The sequence below is a fragment of the Nocardioides sp. NPDC101246 genome (assembly GCF_044767415.1).
Lineage (GTDB): Bacteria > Actinomycetota > Actinomycetes > Propionibacteriales > Nocardioidaceae > Nocardioides.
Window position 1 is genome coordinate 92,767 of sequence record NZ_JBIWNX010000002.1, and the last position, 16,711, is coordinate 109,477.

Sequence of the window (16,711 nt, forward strand, 5' to 3'; positions counted from 1 at the left end):
CCGTGCCTGTGAACAACTGCCTCCTCAACCATGCATGTGGATGGTCAACGGCCCGAAACAGACTGTCCCCGCCGCCAGATAGGTTGCCACCATGAGAGCGCACGCGTCGGTGATGCATCTCGACCTGGACGCGTTCTTCGCCTCGGTCGAGCAGCGCGACAAGCCGTCCCTGCGCGGCAAGCCGGTGGTCGTGGGCGGCATCGGCGGACGCGGCGTGGTCAGCACCGCCTCCTACGAGGCCCGGACGTTCGGCGTCCGATCGGCGATGTCGACCCGCGAGGCCCGTGCGCTGTGCGGCCATGCCGCGTTCCTCTACCCGCGCTTCCATGCCTATAAGAAGGTCAGTGAGCAGGTCTTCGGGATCCTGCGCGAGCTGTCCCCGCTGGTCGAGCCGCTCTCGCTCGACGAGGCCTTCGTCGACCTCGCCGCTGCCGACCTCCCCGACCTCGAGGTCGAGACCGTGACCGAGACCGCCTCGAGGATCCGCGAGGCGGTCGCCGAGGTCACCGGCGGCCTGAGCGCCAGCGTCGGTCTGGCCAGCTCGAAGTTCATCGCGAAGATCGCCAGCGACCTCGACAAGCCCGACGGCCTGGTCGTGGTGGCGCCCGGCACCGAGCTCGACCTGCTCCGCCCGATGAACGTCAAGGTGATCCCCGGCGTCGGTCCCGCCACCGCCGAGCGCCTGCGCCGCGCAGGCATCCACACGGTGGCCGATCTGGAGCAGGTCAGCGTCGAGGAGCTCGTACGCCTGGTGGGCAGGTCCCACGGCACCAACCTCTATCAGCTGGCCAGGGCCCAGGACGACCGCCGCATCGAGCCCGAGCGCGAGACCAAGTCGGTCAGCGTGGAGGGCACCTACGACACCGACCTGACCGACCGGCCGCTGATGGAGCAGATCCTCACCCGGCAGTCCGGCGAGGTCGCCGCCCGGCTGAAGAAGAACGGTCTCTCGGGTCGCACGATCACGATCAAGGTGCGGCTCTACGACTTCACCACGATCAACCGCTCCTCGACCCTGCCGGCCCCGACCGACCAGGCCGGCACCATCGCCCGCCTGGCCAGGACCCTGCTCGGCGAGCTCTTCACCGCGGGCGAGACGGCCGGGGGCGTACGCCTGCTCGGGGTCGGCGTCTCCGGACTCGCCGACTGGATCCAGGAGGACCTCTTCGGCGACGACAGCGACGAGGACTCCGAGCCCGACCTCCCCCTGCCCGAGCCGGTGCGGCGGCCGACCTGGGCGGCCGGGATGGACGTCGTCCACGCCGAGATGGGCCGCGGCTGGGTCTGGGGCTCGGGGCGTGGCGTCGTGACCGTGCGCTTCGAGACCGCCGAGACGCCCGCCGGGCCGGTGCGGTCCTATGCGGCCGACGACCCCGACCTGCAGCCGTTCACCGAGTCCTGAGGCCCGCTCCCCCGGCTCGATGGTGCCGTCGCGGCGTGCGGGTGCGGTATCGCGCCAAGCGGCGAAGGTGTGCGATAGCGCCGGGCGATGCACCCGGCGCGTCCCTCCTGTGCTCGGGGCTTCGAGGGTGGCGGGGATAGGGTCTCGTTCATGTCTGCCGCCCTTCCGTCGACGCCCTGGCCGATCGCCCCCAAGAAGCCCTCGTCCAAGCAGTTCCACGGCCTGAATCGGACCGATGACTACGAGTGGCTCCGGGAGAAGGAGAACCCCGAGGTCATCGCCTACATCGAGGCCGAGAACGACTACACCAAGGAGCAGACCGACCACCTCGCCGACCTGCGCACGCAGATCTTCGAGGAGATCAAGGCGCGCACGCTCGAGACCGATCTGAGCGTCCCGACGCGGTCGCGTGGCTACTGGTACTACGGCCGAAGCTTCGAGGGGAAGCAGTACGGCGCCAGCTGCCGGGTGAAGGCCACCGATCCCGACGACTGGACCCCGCCGAACCCCGACGAGGTGACCGGCGAGGAGGTGCTCCTCGACCTCGACGCGCTCGCCGAGGGCCACGACTTCTTCAGCCTCGGCGGCTCCTCCGTCAGCCCGTCGACCACCCTCCTCGCCTACGCGACCGACGTGGCCGGCGACGAGCGCTACACCGTACGCGTCAAGGACCTCACCACCGGCGAGCTGCTCGACGACGAGCTCACCAACGTCCACGGTGGCGCCACCTGGGACCGCGAGTCCTCGGCGCTCTACTACACGACCGCCGACGAGTCCTGGCGCGCCGACAAGATCTGGTGCCACCGCCTCGGCACCGGCCAGGACGAGGACGAGCTCGTCTTCCACGAGACCGACGACCGGTTCTGGGTCGGTGTGGGACGGACCAAGTCCGACCGGTTCATGTTCATCGGCACCGCCGCGAAGATCACCGCCGAGTACCGCTTCCTCGACCTCGACGACCCCGACGCCGGCTGGCAGGTCTTCGCCGCCCGCGAGGAGGGCGTCGAATACTCCGTGGAGCACGCCGCCATCGCCGGCGAGGACGTCTTCCTGGTCACCCACAACGCCTCGGGCCCCGACTTCGAGATCGCCACCGCGCCGATCGCGCCGACCCCGCGGGCCGAGTGGCAGCCGCTCCTCCCCCACACCCAGGGCGTACGCCTGGAGGACGTCGACGCCTTCGCCGGCCACCTGGTCGTGCACCAGCGCAGCGACGGCCTGACCCAGCTCCGCATCCTCGAGCTCGGCGAGAACGGTGTGGCCGACGACTACCTGGTGAAGTTCGACGACGAGCTCTACACCATCGGATCCGGCTCCAACCCCACCTTCGAGAGCCCGGTCGTGCGGCTCGGCTACACCACGATGCGCACCCCGGCCTCGGTCTACGACTATGACGTACGCAGCCGCGAGCTGACCCTGCTCAAGCAGGCCCCGGTCCTCGGTGGCTACGACCGCGACGACTACGAGGAGCACCGGCTGTGGGCGACGGCCGAGGACGGCGTACGGGTGCCGATCTCGATCGTGGCGAAGAAGGGGCTCCACGAGTCGGGGCCGATCCCGGTGCTGCTCTACGCCTACGGCTCCTACGAGGCCAGCATGGACCCCTACTTCTCCATCGCCCGGCTGAGCCTGCTGGACCGCGGGATCGGGTTCGCGATCGCCCACATCCGCGGCGGCGGCGAGATGGGCCGGGCCTGGTACGACGACGGGAAGATGCTGAAGAAGCAGAACACCTTCTCCGACTACATCGCCTGCGCCCGCCATCTGGCCGAGTCGGGCTGGTCGACGCCGTCCACGATCATCGCGGAGGGCGGCAGCGCCGGCGGCCTGCTGATGGGCGCGGTCGCCAACCAGGCGCCCGACGCCGTGGGCGCGGTCGTCGCCGCGGTGCCGTTCGTGGACGCGCTGACCACGATGCTCGACGCGACGCTGCCGCTGACCGTCACGGAGTACGACGAGTGGGGCAACCCGGAGGCCGACAAGGAGACCTACGACTACATGTCCTCCTACGACCCCTACACGAACGTCACCGCCCAGCACTATCCGCCGATCCTGGCCGAGACCAGCATCAACGACACCCGGGTGCTCTACGTGGAGCCCGCGAAATGGGTCGCCAAGCTGCGCGCGACGGCAGAGAATCCTGGTGACGTACTCCTGAAGACGGAGATGGCTGCCGGACACGGAGGAGTCTCGGGGCGCTACAAGGCGTGGGAGGACCGGGCGTTCAGCCTTGCCTGGATGATCGACCAGGTGACCTCGCGGTAGGGCATATCTGCGGGAATCTCGGGGTACTCCATGAGAAACCCCTGAGATTCGCCTCATGATGCAACTTATCGCCCGCGGCGTACGTCGAACCGGACAAGAGATCGAAGACGGATTCGATGACAAGGCGCTCTACCAGGGAACACCTGGGAGGGGCGAAGCGTTGAAACCACCGTGAGGCCACAAACCTCACCGTGAGGAGGTTCCCATGGCGACACGCACCGCCACTGCCACCCGAGAGATCGAGGGCCGTGACAGCGTCGGGCTGTATCTCGACGAGATCGCCCGCAACGAGCTCCTGGATGCTGCCAAAGAGGTTGAGCTGTCCAAGGCGATCGAGGCCGGCCTGATGGCCGAGCACCTCCTGGCCGAGGGCCGCGTCGGCCGCAAGAAGGCACCCGGTGGAGCCACCCGAGCCGAGTTGGAGTGGCTGGCCGAAGAAGGCCACCGCGCGACCCGTCAGTTCATCAACGCCAACCTGCGACTGGTGGTGTCCATCGCGCGGAAGTACGGCCGCGCGCAGATGCCGATGCTCGACCTGATCCAGGAAGGAAACACCGGCCTGATCCGGGCCGTTGAGAAGTTCGACTACACCAAGGGCTACAAGTTCTCGACGTACGCGACGTGGTGGGTGCGCCAGGCGATCACCCGTGGCATCGCCCAGCAGGCGCGTGTGGTCCGGCTCCCGGTCCACGTCGTCGAGGAGCTCAACCAGGTCGGCGGCGCCCGCCGCACCCTGGAGCGTCAGCTCGGCCGCGACCCGGAGCCGGAGGAGATCGCCACCGAGCTCGGAATGGACATCGAGCGCGTCCTCGACCTGCTCTCCTGGGGCCGCGACCACGTCTCGCTCGACACGCCGATCGACGAGGACGGCGACACCTCGCTGGGTGATCTGATGGCTCAGGAGTCCTCACCGTCGCCCGACATGGACGTCATCGACGTCGAGTCGCGTGAGCGGCTCAACTCGCTGGTCGGTCAGCTCGACGAGCGTTCGGCCGACATCGTCCGCTCCCGCTACGGCCTCACCGACGGTCGTCAGCACAAGCTCGCCGACATCGGCGTCAAGCACGGCATCTCCGCCGAGCGCGTACGCCAGCTCGAGCGCGAGGCCCTGCAGAAGCTGCGCCGCTTCGCCGACCCGGATCTCGCGGCCTGATCCCAACCAACCAGATTCGGCGTCCTCCTCATGGAGGGCGCCGAATCTTTAGTTTTGGCGGACGAGACCGCAGTTGTGGGTGACGAAAGTAGAGTTTCGTCGCCCACAACTGCAGTCTCGGCGGTCAGTAGCCTTCTGGGGGCGGGGCCATCTCCAGACGTACGCCGATGAGGCGGACCGGGCGGTCCTTCTCGACTCGCTCCAGGAGCGCCTCGGCCTCGTCGGCGAGGCGGTCGGGGTCGAGGGTCGGCTCGGGGAGCTTGTGGCCACGGGTGACGGTGAAGAACGGCTTGAGCCGCACCTTGATCTCGACCCTGGTCACCGGGCGGCCCTCCTTGACCACGTCCACGAGGCACTCGCCGCACAGGCGGCGGGTAGCGGCGACGATGTCGGACCACTCGACGAGGTCCTGCTGGAAGGTCTCCTCGTGGCCGTGGCCGCGAGCGACCCACGGCGAGGGGTCGACGGGGCTGGTGTCGGCACCACGGCCCAGGCGGCGCAGCCAGGGGCCGGTCGTCGGGCCGATCTCGGCGGCCAGACGCTCCGCCGAGGCCGCTCCCAGGTCGGCGACCGTCTCGATCCCGAGCCCGGCGAGCCGCTTCGCGGTCTTCGCCCCGATCCCCCACAGCGCGTCGGTCGGGCGATGGCCCATCTCGGCGTACCAGCTCTCGTGGGTGATCCGGTAGACACCGGTCCCCCGCTGCTGACCGTCCGGACCGGGCTCGTGCCCGCCCGCCCCGGCCTCACGCGCGAGGGCACCGTCGACCCGCTGCTTGGCGAACCCCGTGGCGAGCTTCGCCTGCAGCTTGTTGTCACCGACACCGACGCCGCTGCGCAGCCGGGTGCGTTCGAGCACGAGGTCGCGTACGTCCTGGGCGAAGGCCGCCGGATCGCCGAGGTCGCCGTGGTCGGCGCCGGGCCCGAGGAACGCCTCGTCCCAGCCGAGGACCTCGACCAGGACCGGTGGGCCGCCCCACTCCAGCGATCGCAGCGTGTCCATGACGCCCGCGGAGGCCTCGTCGTAGGCCACGTGGTCGACCGGCAGCAGCACCGCGTCGGGACACTTCCGTACCGCCAGCCGCAGCGGCATCCCCGAACCCACCCCGTGCGCCCGCGCCTCGTAGGAGGCCGTCGAGACCACCGCCCGCTCGGTCGGGTCTCCGCGCCCACCGACGATCACCGGCTTCCCGGCCAGCTCCGGCCGGCGTAGCACCTCCACCGCCGCGATGAACTGGTCCAGGTCGACGTGCAGCACCACGCTCATGCCCCGATGGTGCCACGAACAGGCGCGGCGAGGGATCAGCCCTCGGAGGCGGCCTCGGAGAGAGCCGCGGAGGCCTGCTCGGCCTGCTCGCGTACGTCACCGGGAACCGGCACCTCACCGGCGGTGCGCTGCTGCCACATCTGCATGGCCACGACCTTCGCGGCGGCGTCCTCGACAACAGCGCGGTCCAGGCGACCGGAGCGCATGGCCTTGACGACGCTGCGGTGCGCGGCCCTGGAGTTGGCCGGCATCAGCAGCAGGTCGGCGCCGGCCTCGAGCGCGGCCACCGAGGGCTTCTTGGTGGTGGTCGTGACCGCGCCCATGCCGAGCGAGTCGGTGACGGCCACGCCCTCGAAGCCGAGGTCGTCGCGGAGCAGGTCGTAGATCGGGGCGGCCATGCTGGCGGGCTTCCCGGGAGCCACCGCCTTGACGTCGACGTGGCTGATCATGACCGCCGGCGCCCCGGCATCGACCGCGGCGTCGAACGGAACCAGGTCACGCCGCTTCAGCTTCTTCATCCTGAAGTCGAGCTCCTGGAGCCCGAGGTGGGTGTCACCGGTGACCGCGCCGTGGCCCGGGAAGTGCTTGGTGGTGGAGACCAGACCGGCGGCGTTGTAGCCCTGCACGGCTGCGGAGACCGCCGTCGCGGCGATCCTCGGGTCCTGACTCGGGGAACGTGATCCGATCGTCGGATCGGCCGCGCCGACGGTCACGTCGGCGACCGGCGCGAACGCCCAGGTGAAGCCCAGGTCGCGCAGCTCGAGCGCCGTCGTCCGCGCCGCCTCGGTCGTCGCCGCGACGCCCTTGCCCGGCTTCGCCTCGATGGCGTCCCCCGTGCGCGCGAACTCGGGGAACTCGGTGGCCACGCCGCGCAGGTGGGAGACGACGCCACCCTCCTGGTCGACGCCGATCACCGCGGGGAACGAGCGGCCGTCAGCCGCCACGGCACGGGAGACCGCGGCGGTCGTCTCGCGCACCTGGGCCTCGTCGACGACGTTCTCGCCGGTCACACTGACCCCGGCGAGGTGGAGCTTGCGCACCATCTTGGCCGCCTTGGCCGGGTCGGTGCCGTGGTAGCGGCCGACGATCACCTGTCCGGCGAGCTGCTTCTCGTTCCAGCCCGCCACCAGCTCGCGGGCGGTCGCCAGCTCTCCGCGCGTCGGCCCCCAGGCGAGCGGCGTGGTGTCCTTCGTCGGGTCGTTCCTCGTGGTGGCAGCGGCCGGCTGGTTCGGCTCTTCCTCGGCCCTCGTCGGCATACCGACGGTCACCGCCGCCGCGCCCGCGCCGGCCGCCAGGGCCAGCACGGCCCCGGCGATCACCGGCCGCATCCAACGCCTCGGACGACGCCGCTGGTCCTCTGAATCGGTGTGCATGCCCCCAGTCACGCGGCCGAGTATGTCAGCAACCCCCGCCCATCACCGCGTTCCGGCGAGTGCGTCGTAGATCTCCCGGACCCGCTTGCGCAGGTCCTCGAGGGTGCCGGTGTTGTCGATGACGTACGTCGCCGCGGCGAGCCGATCCTCGCGACTGGCCTGCGCGGCGATCCGGGCGCGGGCGTCGATCTCGGTCATCCCGCGCGTGATCGCCCGCTCGACCTGGGTCTCGACCGGTACGTCGACGACGATCACCTCGTCGAAGAAAGGCGCGTAGCCCACCTCGACCAGGAGCGGGATGTCGTTGACGACCAGCTTGCCGGCCGCCCGGCCGGCCTCCTCGAGCTCGGTGGAGCGCGCCCCGACCAACGGGTGCACGATCGCGTTGAGCCGTCCGCGGGCGCCCTCGTCGGCGAAGACGATCTCCCCCACCTTCGCCCGGTCGAGCGCACCGGACTCGGTGAGCACCGTCGGCCCGAACTCCGCCACGACGTGGGCGAGCCCCGGCGTACCCGGCTCGACGACCTCGCGGGCGATCTTGTCCGAGTCCACGATCACCGCCCCGAACCCGGCCAGCAGCTCCGACACCGTGCTCTTCCCCGAGGCGATCCCGCCGGTGAGTCCTACGCGCATGGCCCCAACCTAGTGGGGCCGTCGTCGGCTCCTGACGCCGCCTAGGCCGGCATGGCGGAGTCGAGGCTGTCGCTGCAGGCGAACCGGCGCCGGTAGGCCTGCGGGGAGAGCCCCCGCACCCGGGTGAAGTGGTGGCGCAGGGCCGCTGCGTTGCCGAAGCCGACCTCGCCCGCGATCCACTCCACCGACCGGTCGGTGCGCTCCAACAGCTCCTCGGCCCGGCGTACCCGCTGGGCGGTGATCCAGGCATAGGGCGTCGCCCCGGTCTCGGCGCGGAACCTGCGAGCGAACGTACGCGAGGACATCAGCACTCGATGGGCCAGCGAGTCCACGTCGAGGTCTTCGTGGAGGTTCTCCACGATCCAGGCCAGCAGCGGACCGAGCGTCTCGGCGTCGACCTCCGGCACGGGGCGGGAGATGAACTGCGCCTGACCACCGTCGCGCTGGGGCGGCACGACCATGCGGCGGGCCACGGCGGATGCGACCGCCGCGCCGTACTCCTGGCGCCAGATGTGCAGGCAGGCGTCCAGTCCGGCGGCGGTGCCGGCGCTGGTGATGATCTGCCCGGTGTCGACGTAGAGCACCTCGGGCACGACCTTCGCCTCGGGGAACCTCGCCGCGAGCTCGTCGGTGTACTTCCAGTGGGTGGTGCACTCACGCCCGTCGAGCAGACCCGCCGCTCCGAGTGCGAACGCCCCGCCGCAGACGGTCAGGATCCGGGCGCCACGGTGATAGGCGCGCAGCAGCGTCTCAGCCACCTGCGGCGGCACCGGGTCGCCCCGCCGCATGGCCGGCACACACACCAGGTCGGCCTCGTCGGCACGCTCGAGACCGTACGTGGCCTCGATCCCGAAGCCCAGGTTCGAGCGCACCAGGCCGGGCTCGAGCGAGCAGACACCGAAGTCCAGCAACGGCACCCCGTCGTCGCGCCGGTCGAGCCCGAAAGCCTCGCACACGACCCCGAACTCGAAGGGGGCGACACCGTCCCAGATCACCGCAGCGACGTTCCTAAGCACCTCAGAAGGGTGCCAGTTGGCAGGAAATCACGCAACTTAGGCATTTCTGCCAATGTGGCAGGAATACCTGGTAGCGAAGAATTACTGCCATGACCACAGCACTGATCCTCATCGCACTGTTCGCCCTCGCCACCTACGCCACGCTCGCCACCGTTCACGGCGATCGTCCCAAGGCCGCTCCCCGGTCCCACGCCGTCGACCCCGACTTCTTGCCAGCGGTCAGGCTGCCCTAGATGCCGAATGCCCGGCCCCTCGAAAGGGGCCGGGCATTCGTGCGTTTTCAGAGCGTCAGCTCATGCGTTCACTGACCGCCGGTCAGCTTCTCGCGGAGAGCCTGCAGCGCCTCGTCGGAGGCGAGCGAGCCGCCCTCGTCCTCGGAGACGGTCTCGTCGACCGAACCACCCGAGGAGTAGGAGGTGGCCTCGCCGGCCTCGGCAGCCTTCTCGGCGGCCTCCTGCTGCTGCTTGATGTGGGCCTCCCAGCGGGCGTGGGCCTGAGCGTACTGCTCCTCCCACTTCGCGCGCTGCTCGTCATAGCCCTCGAGCCACTCGCCCGTCTCCGGGTCGAAGCCCTCGGGGTAGATGTAGTTGCCCTGGTCGTCGTAGGTCGCCGGCATGCCGTAGAGCGTCGGGTCGAACTCCTCGACGTCGGTCGAGGTGACCGTCTCGTTGGCCTGCTTGAGCGAGAGCGAGATGCGACGACGCTCGAGGTCGATGTCGATGATCTTGACCATGACGTCGTCGTTGACCTGGACGACCTGCTCGGGGATCTCCACGTGGCGCTCGGCCAGCTCGGAGATGTGCACCAGGCCCTCGATGCCCTCCTCGACACGGACGAACGAACCGAACGGCACCAGCTTGGTGACCTTACCCGGGACGATCTGGCCGATCTGGTGGGTGCGGGCGAAGTGCTGCCACGGGTCCTCCTGGGTCGCCTTCAGCGACAGGGAGACACGCTCGCGGTCCATGTCCACGTCGAGAACCTCGACGGTGACCTCGTCACCGACGGTGACGACCTCGGACGGGTGGTCGATGTGCTTCCAGGACAGCTCCGAGACGTGGACGAGACCGTCGACGCCGCCGAGGTCCACGAACGCACCGAAGTTGACGATCGAGGAGACGACACCCTTGCGGATCTGACCCTTCTGGAGCTGGGTCAGGAAGCCGTGGCGAACCTCGGACTGGGTCTGCTCGAGCCAGGCACGGCGCGAGAGGACCACGTTGTTGCGGTTCTTGTCGAGCTCGATGATCTTGGCCTCGAGGGTCTGACCCACGTACGGCTGCAGGTCGCGGACGCGACGCATCTCGACGAGGGAGGCCGGGAGGAAGCCACGCAGGCCGATGTCCAGGATGAGACCACCCTTGACGACCTCGATGACCGCGCCCTCGACGACGCCGTCCTCCTCCTTGACCTGCTCGATCGTGCCCCAGGCGCGCTCGTACTGCGCGCGCTTCTTGGACAGGATCAGGCGGCCTTCCTTGTCCTCCTTCTGGAGCACCAGGGCCTCGACCTTGTCACCGACCTCGACAACCTCGGACGGGTCGACGTCGTGCTTGATCGAGAGCTCGCGCGACGGGATGACACCTTCGGTCTTGTAACCGATGTCGAGCAGGACCTCGTCCCGGTCGACCTTGACGATGACACCGTCCACGATGTCGCCGTCGTTGAAGTACTTGATGGTCTCGTCGATCGCGGCGAGGAAGTCCTCTTCCGACCCGATGTCGTTGATCGCGACCTGAGGCGCGTCGTAGTCGGGAAGAGGAATGTTGAGCGTGCTCGTCATAAGGGAGGTGGTTTCCTTGGGTGGACAGATATCGTCGGGTCACACACGGCTCAAGTCTCGGGTCGGCAGCCCCTCACCGGCACCAGCACAAACAGGCTTCGTCGCCCGGCGTGAACCGGCGGTCGAGGTAGCAAGCCAAGGTCCACTAGGTCTGGGACCCGGGCAGACTTCAGACGCAGTTTCTTAGCCTACGCTCCCGTCACAGGCTCCGTCCAACTGTCGACGTCACCGCGCTGGGCCTACGCTGTAGGGGTGGACCAAGCCATCAGCCCGGTCGTTCGACCGGAGGCGCCCATCGATCCCCCTTCGACAGGCTCAGGACATCGCTTCGGCGCGATCGAGACCTTCGAAACGTCCGGCCCCGTGGTCAGAGCCGAGCGGCGTACGGTCGGTGAAGCCGAGTCGCGCCACGCGAACGGCCCCGACTGGGACCGCTATGCCGACGAGTACCAGGCGACCCACGGACCGTTCCTCGGCGAGGCCGGGTTCGTCTGGGGCCCGGAGGGCCTGACCGAGGCCGATCTCGGCATCCTCGGCGACGTCGACGGCTCGGACGTGCTCGAGCTCGGCTCCGGGGCATGTCAGTGCTCCCGCTGGGTGAACACCCAGGGCGGGCGCGCGATCGGCCTGGACCTCTCGGGCCGCCAGCTCCAGCACTCCCGGCGCCTCGACGAGCAGACCGGCGTGGTCGTCCCCGCGGTGCAGGCCACCGCCACCGACCTGCCGTTCGCGGACGGCTCCTTCGACGTGGTCTTCTGCTCCTTCGGAGCGCTGCAGTTCGTCAGCGACATCGCCCACGCGATCGCCGAGACCGCCCGCGTCCTGCGGCCCGGCGGCCGCTTCGCGTTCTCGATCACCCACCCGACGCGGTGGATGTTCCCCGACGACCCCGGCCCCGAGGGCCTGATCGCCGCGCAGTCCTACTGGGACCGCACCCCCTACGTCGAGGTCGACGACGAGACCGGCAAGGTCTCCTACGTCGAGCACCACCGCACCCTCGGGGACTGGGTCTCGCTCCTGGCCGGTGCCGGGTTCACGATCACCGACCTGGTCGAGCCCGAGTGGCCCGAGGACCACGAGCGGGTCTGGGGCGGCTGGTCGCGCACCCGGGGGCTGTTGACCCCCGGGACCGCGATCTTCGGTGCAGACCTGGCGAGGAGCTGAACCCGCTCAGGAAGCCGATCGCGGGCCCGGGAGCTGTCAGCTCCCGGGCCCGCGATCGTCGACTCTGGTGTGCGGTGAGCCTCAGGCGTCGACCAGCGTCTTGTCGTCCGCGGAGGCGTGGGCGCCACCGTTGGGCTTGCGGCCGCGCAGCGCCAGCCACAGGCCGACCAGCAGGAGGATCAGGCCGGCGACGACGCCGCCGACGGGGATCCAGGTGCCGATCAGGTTGAGCTGGGCGATGTTGTCCTTGGCGTCCTGGGCGTTGTTGGACACGGTCTCGTCGGAGTAGCTCATGTCGGCGTCGATCAGCACCATGCCGGTGCTGGTGACCATCTTCTGGGTCGCGCTCTGGTCGATGTAGGAACCGGTGGTCGGCTCGACGTAGATCGTCTGGGTGGCCTCGTAGGTGCCCCGGATGTCGTCCTCGGTGTCCTTGACCCCGTCGTCTCCCGCCGAGAGCGACGCGTCGTCCTCGGAGGCCGAGACCTCGAACTGGTAGGTCTTGACGCCCTTGACGTCGACGTCGTCGACGTAGGTGGCGATGACGGTCGTGCCGAGCGTGTCGTCCCAGTACTCGTAGTCGTGACGCTCGGTCTCGAACGGGAACTTGCCGGCCAGGCCGGTCATCCCGTCGACGGCGCGGTCCTCACCGACGTACTTGGCCTGGTCCTCGACGACCTCGGAGGTCTTGCGGTCCATGGCGTAGGCACGCTCGGTCGTGGTCACCACGCGGTCGTCGTCCTCGGCGCGGGCGCACGGCGGCGTGTCGCCCTCCTGGATCATGATGCAGCCGGCCTCGACGAAGACGACGACGTCGTCGGTCGACTCCTTCGGAGCTGCCTCGGTGGTCCGGGTGTATTTCACCGGAACTGGGGTATCCGACTTGGCCAGCGCACCGCTGGCGGTGCCGTCCAGAACGGTCGTGGTGTTGACGTTGAGCGGCACGGTCGCCGCGGCGTCCCGGCCCCAGAAGCCCGCTACCGCGGCAGCGACCAGCGCAAACGCGCCGACCAGCACAAAGACGTAACCAATCACTCTTCGCATGTTTTTGCCCCTCCCAAGGCCTCGGGTCCCCCCCTCGATCCGCGAACCGTAGCAGCAATACCGGGAGAGGTGTGCAACGGGTCACAAACCACTGTGCGACACTTCCTCTTCGTGTCACACCCCCACACCACCTCCACCGCTGCCGAGCCCGCCGACGGGCCGGCCGGCGACGGCATCCTGGCCACGCCGGGCAAGGTCGTCGCGGTAGCGCTGGCGATGATCGCCGCCCAGCTCGGCTTCCGCGCCTGGGCGCTGAGCGGGTCGTGGTACCGCTTCGACGACGCCAACTTCATGTCGAAGCTGATGTCCGACGGGCTCTCGGCCGACCTGCTCTTCCACGGCTTCGCCGGACACCTGATGCCGGGTGCGTTCGCGCTGACGTCCTACAACTTCAGCCTCGACCCGTACGCCTGGGTCTACCCGGCCGCCGAGCTCCTCGTGCTGCAGGCGATCGCGAACCTGGGCGCACTGGTCTTCCTGTGCTCCGCGTTCGGGAAGCGGGCCGGGATCCTGCCGCCGCTGGCGCTGTTCCTGTTCAGCTCGATCAGCCTGCCGGCGTTCCTGTCCTGGGGCCCCGGGATCACCCAGCTCCCGTTCCTCGCCGCGATCTTCTGGGGGTCGTGGGCGCACCTCAACTACCTGCGTACGCGGCGGTTCGGCTGGGCGCTGCTGACGATGCTCATCACGCTGGCCGCGATCGCATTCGGCGAGAAGGCGATGCTGCTGTTCTGGCCCTACGCCGTGCTGGCGCTGGGCTGGTTCGCCAGCGGTGACATCCTGACCCGGCTGCGGACGGTCGTGGGCCGCTACCTGCCCGGCGTGCTCCTCTACGGGGTCGTCTCGATCGGCTCCGTGGTCGCCTACCTCACGCTGGGCGCGGGATCGTCGAAGGCGTCGGGCAGCTCCGACGCCAACGGGTTCGCGCTGGTCGCGCAGCGGTTCCTCCTGGAGTCGTGGGCGCCGGGCGTGGTCGGCGGGCCGCTGCGCTGGAAGTGGATCGAGGGCAACTCGGCCGGCTGGGCCGAGCCCGGCGCGGTGGTCTCGGTGCTCGCCGTCGGCGTGCTGACGCTGCTGACCTACGAGCTCGCGCGCACCCGCTCGATCGCGCTGCGGGCCTGGTGGCTGGTCGGCGGGATCCTCGTCATCGACATCGCCCTGATCACCGCCATCCGGGCCGGCGGGGTCGGTGCCGACATCGCACTCGCCTACCGCTACCTCACCGATACGATCGCGGTCACCGCGATGGCGCTCGCGCTGGCCACGCTGCCGCTGCGAGGGGCGGTCGAGACGCTCACCCCGACGCGTACCTCGCCCTTCCTCGACGTCCCCCAGCGGGTCGCGGTGGCGACCGCGGTCGTCACCGCGCTGGGCCTCTTCTCGTCCTACTCCTACGCCCAGGGCTGGCACGAGGACGACAACACCCGGCGCTACGTCGACACCGTCCGCGCCGACCTGGCCGAGGTCTCAGAGCCGCTGCCGATGGCCGACGGGCCGGTGCCCGAGTGGATGGTCTGGGGCGCGTCCTACCCCTACAACCAGGTGAGTCGGGTGCTCCGGCCGCTGTCGGACAAGATGTCGTTCCCCAAGGCCAGCACCGACAATCTCTACCTGGTCGACAAGGACGGTCACATCCGGCCTGCGCTGGTCGACCCCGAGCGGCGCTCGGTCGGCGCCGTCGACCCGACGCCGAGCCTGGACAAGTGCCCGCTGCGGGTGCGGCAGACGCCGCTCGAGGTGAGCCTCGACGGTGGCGTCGACGGCGCCGGGTGGTGGATCCGGGTCGCCTACGTGGCTGCGGCCAAGGACGCGGGCCGGATGCGGGTGACCGCCGGCGACCATTCCTACGAGGTCGAGGTCGAGCCCGGGTTCCGCAGTCTCTACCTGCGTACGGGCGAGGGACGCTTCGACACCATCGGCTTCCAGAGCCTGACTCCGGGGTCGAAGCCGTGTCTGGGTGGCATCGAGGTCGGCACCGTGGTGCCGTTCGGCGACCCGATCTCAGGGCCTGAGGAGGACGGCTGATGGCTGACCGAAGCCGGAGCGACCTGGATCGCCGGTTCCTCACGCTCGACGCGCTGCGCGCCGTCGGGGCGCTGATGGTGGTGCTGACCCACGTCGCGTTCCACACCGGCCGCTACCCGCAGGGCTGGACCGGGGCGATGCTCGCCCACTTCGACCTCGGCGTGGCGCTCTTCTTCGTGGTCTCCGGGTTCCTGCTGGCCAGGCCGTGGTTCGCCGCCAGCGCCGCCGGAGCTCGGCCGCCGAGCACCGGTCGCTACCTGTGGAAGCGGGCCCTGCGGATCCTGCCGCTCTACTGGGTGGTCGTGGCCGTGTGTCTGATCGCCGCGCCCGCGAACTCCGATGTGGGCGTCGGGGGCTGGATCGCCAACCTGACCCTGACCCAGATCTACACCCAGGACACCCACGCCTACGGCCTGGCGCACATGTGGAGCCTGTGCACCGAGGTCGCCTTCTACCTCGCACTGCCGCTGATCGTGCGGCTGCTGACGCCGCGGGACCGCCTGGACCTACGCCGCGTGCTGGTCCTGTGCCTGCTGCTCTCGATCGGCGGCGTGGTCTTCGCCGCCGGCGCCCGGATCTGGTTCGACCAACCGTTCGTGGCCGAGTGGCTGCCGGCGTACCTGCCGTGGTTCCTGGCCGGCACCGCGCTGGCGGCCTGCTCGGTCGACCCGGGCATGCGCGCGCGGCTGGACGCCGCCGCGCGCGACCTGGCCGGCTGGTGGCTGCTGGCGCTGGGTCTCTTCGTGGCGGCCTGCACGCCGATCACCGGCCCGACCGGGCTGGTGGACGCCCCGACGCCGGCCGAGTCCGCGCTCAAGTGCGTGCTCTACGGTGCGGTCGCGGTGTGCGTCATCTTCCCGCTGGTCTTCGGGCCCGAGCTCGAAGGACCCGTACGCCGCTGGCTGGCCGGTCCGGTGCCCAGCGCGCTGGGCGAGATCTCCTACGGGGTCTTCTCGATCCACATGTTCGTGCTGCTCATGGGCATGGAGCTGCTCGGGTTCGGCACCTTCAACGACCGTTTCTGGACGGTGCTGGGGATGACGCTCGCGGTCACCATTCCGATCGCGGCGCTGTCCTACATCCTCTTCGAGCGCCGGGTGATGCGGCTGCGCGGCTGGCGTCCTTCCGCGCGCCGGCCGAAACCGGGGCCCGAGGCCGCGGCTGCTTCTGAGTCCGCTCCTGAGTCCGCCTCCGAGCCCGGTGTCACCGAGGCGGCCGCAGCGACCAGCACGATCGCGACCAGCGAGAGCGCCTGAGCCGTCCAGGCGGGCGGGTCCCAGGGCAGGTCCCAGGCGGTCGGGAGGATCTCGACGGCCAGGGCGCCGGCGAGCAGCGCTGCCCCCGACCCGGCGGCCAGGAGGCGTACGAGACCCGGCCGGCGGCCGGTCAGGCGCGGCAGCAGCCAGGCGACCACGGCCGCCAGCGCACCCCACCAGCCGGCGAGCAGGCCGGCCACGAGGACCAGCAGCCCGGCGTCGTACCACCGCCACGGCGCGGCCACCGGGAACAGCTCCAGGCTGTGCGGGGTGCCGCGGCGGCGCCATGAGGTCACCAGCGCGAGCGCCAGGACGAGTGCCGCGCCGCCCGCACCG

General features: G+C 69.9%; 13 protein-coding genes. 7 read left to right on the forward strand and 6 right to left on the reverse strand.

Annotated features, from left to right (window positions below):
• Positions 1 to 91: 91 nt before the first annotated feature.
• The 3 genes from ACIRON_RS03575 (at position 92) to ACIRON_RS03585 (ending at position 4,820) form a co-directional block, all read left to right on the forward strand.
• Entirely contained in the window at positions 92 to 1,402 is a 1,311-nt protein-coding gene (locus tag ACIRON_RS03575; protein WP_402989064.1) for a DNA polymerase IV, read from the forward strand.
• A 150-nt stretch (positions 1,403 to 1,552) separates the two neighbouring features.
• Positions 1,553 to 3,667: a S9 family peptidase gene (locus ACIRON_RS03580; protein ID WP_402989066.1), complete on the forward strand. Its 2,115-nt coding sequence runs from the start codon at positions 1,553 to 1,555 to the stop codon at positions 3,665 to 3,667.
• A 205-nt stretch (positions 3,668 to 3,872) separates the two neighbouring features.
• Entirely contained in the window at positions 3,873 to 4,820 is a 948-nt protein-coding gene (locus ACIRON_RS03585; protein WP_402989069.1) for an RNA polymerase sigma factor RpoD/SigA, read from the forward strand.
• A 124-nt stretch (positions 4,821 to 4,944) separates the two neighbouring features.
• On the opposite strand, the gene ACIRON_RS03590 is transcribed toward ACIRON_RS03585, so the two are convergent.
• From ACIRON_RS03590 to ACIRON_RS03605, 4 genes are read right to left on the reverse strand one after another with little or no spacing between them, the layout of a single operon-like run.
• Complete coding sequence (locus ACIRON_RS03590; RefSeq protein WP_402989072.1) at positions 4,945 to 6,084, reverse strand: DNA polymerase IV; 1,140 nt, start codon at positions 6,082 to 6,084, stop codon at positions 4,945 to 4,947.
• A 35-nt stretch (positions 6,085 to 6,119) separates the two neighbouring features.
• Positions 6,120 to 7,457 carry a glycoside hydrolase family 3 N-terminal domain-containing protein gene (locus tag ACIRON_RS03595; protein WP_402989075.1) on the reverse strand — a complete coding sequence of 446 codons (1,338 nt, stop codon included), beginning with the start codon at positions 7,455 to 7,457 and terminating at the stop codon, positions 6,120 to 6,122.
• Positions 7,458 to 7,499: 42 nt separating this feature from the next.
• Positions 7,500 to 8,090 (reverse strand): dephospho-CoA kinase, encoded by a 591-nt coding sequence (coaE, locus tag ACIRON_RS03600; protein ID WP_402989078.1) that lies wholly within the window; start codon positions 8,088 to 8,090, stop codon positions 7,500 to 7,502.
• A 41-nt stretch (positions 8,091 to 8,131) separates the two neighbouring features.
• On the reverse strand, positions 8,132 to 9,106 hold the full coding sequence (locus tag ACIRON_RS03605; RefSeq protein ID WP_402989081.1) for a helix-turn-helix domain-containing protein: 975 nt from the start codon (positions 9,104 to 9,106) through the stop codon (positions 8,132 to 8,134).
• Positions 9,107 to 9,195: 89 nt separating this feature from the next.
• Between ACIRON_RS03605 and ACIRON_RS03610 the strand changes: the two genes are divergently transcribed.
• Positions 9,196 to 9,339 carry a hypothetical protein gene (locus ACIRON_RS03610; RefSeq protein ID WP_402989084.1) on the forward strand — a complete coding sequence of 48 codons (144 nt, stop codon included), beginning with the start codon at positions 9,196 to 9,198 and terminating at the stop codon, positions 9,337 to 9,339.
• A 68-nt stretch (positions 9,340 to 9,407) separates the two neighbouring features.
• Here the strand turns inward: ACIRON_RS03610 and rpsA are convergent, their stop codons facing one another.
• On the reverse strand, positions 9,408 to 10,889 hold the full coding sequence (gene rpsA / locus ACIRON_RS03615; protein WP_008361841.1) for a 30S ribosomal protein S1: 1,482 nt from the start codon (positions 10,887 to 10,889) through the stop codon (positions 9,408 to 9,410).
• Between the two features lie 363 nt (positions 10,890 to 11,252).
• Here rpsA and ACIRON_RS03620 point away from each other — a divergent pair, with 363 nt between their 5' ends.
• A complete protein-coding gene (locus ACIRON_RS03620) occupies positions 11,253 to 12,053 on the forward strand; it encodes a class I SAM-dependent methyltransferase (RefSeq protein ID WP_402989087.1) in 801 nt (266 codons plus the stop codon).
• Positions 12,054 to 12,134: 81 nt separating this feature from the next.
• Here the strand turns inward: ACIRON_RS03620 and ACIRON_RS03625 are convergent, their stop codons facing one another.
• Positions 12,135 to 13,097, reverse strand: a complete 963-nt coding sequence (locus tag ACIRON_RS03625) for a porin PorA family protein (protein ID WP_402989090.1) — start codon at positions 13,095 to 13,097, stop codon at positions 12,135 to 12,137.
• A gap of 111 nt (positions 13,098 to 13,208) precedes the next feature.
• Here ACIRON_RS03625 and ACIRON_RS03630 point away from each other — a divergent pair, with 111 nt between their 5' ends.
• Both ACIRON_RS03630 and ACIRON_RS03635 read left to right on the forward strand, forming a co-directional pair.
• The gene (locus ACIRON_RS03630) at positions 13,209 to 15,119 is read left to right on the forward strand and encodes a hypothetical protein (RefSeq protein WP_402989093.1); all 1,911 of its coding nucleotides are present in this window, start codon (positions 13,209 to 13,211) and stop codon (positions 15,117 to 15,119) included.
• Entirely contained in the window at positions 15,119 to 16,375 is a 1,257-nt protein-coding gene (locus tag ACIRON_RS03635; RefSeq protein ID WP_402989095.1) for an acyltransferase family protein, read from the forward strand. Before ACIRON_RS03630 ends, ACIRON_RS03635 begins: the two co-directional genes overlap by 1 nt.
• The last annotated feature ends 336 nt before the right edge of the window (positions 16,376 to 16,711 follow it).

Coding starts and splice junctions, on each gene's coding strand:
- ACIRON_RS03575 (WP_402989064.1), top strand. CDS start 92: ATGAGAGCGCACGCGTCGGTGATGCATCTCGACCTGGACGCGTTCTTC.
- ACIRON_RS03580 (WP_402989066.1), top strand. CDS start 1,553: ATGTCTGCCGCCCTTCCGTCGACGCCCTGGCCGATCGCCCCCAAGAAG.
- ACIRON_RS03585 (WP_402989069.1), top strand. CDS start 3,873: ATGGCGACACGCACCGCCACTGCCACCCGAGAGATCGAGGGCCGTGAC.
- ACIRON_RS03590 (WP_402989072.1), bottom strand. CDS start 6,084: ATGAGCGTGGTGCTGCACGTCGACCTGGACCAGTTCATCGCGGCGGTG.
- ACIRON_RS03595 (WP_402989075.1), bottom strand. CDS start 7,457: ATGCACACCGATTCAGAGGACCAGCGGCGTCGTCCGAGGCGTTGGATG.
- coaE (WP_402989078.1), bottom strand. CDS start 8,090: ATGCGCGTAGGACTCACCGGCGGGATCGCCTCGGGGAAGAGCACGGTG.
- ACIRON_RS03610 (WP_402989084.1), top strand. CDS start 9,196: ATGACCACAGCACTGATCCTCATCGCACTGTTCGCCCTCGCCACCTAC.
- rpsA (WP_008361841.1), bottom strand. CDS start 10,889: ATGACGAGCACGCTCAACATTCCTCTTCCCGACTACGACGCGCCTCAG.
- ACIRON_RS03625 (WP_402989090.1), bottom strand. CDS start 13,097: ATGCGAAGAGTGATTGGTTACGTCTTTGTGCTGGTCGGCGCGTTTGCG.
- ACIRON_RS03635 (WP_402989095.1), top strand. CDS start 15,119: ATGGCTGACCGAAGCCGGAGCGACCTGGATCGCCGGTTCCTCACGCTC.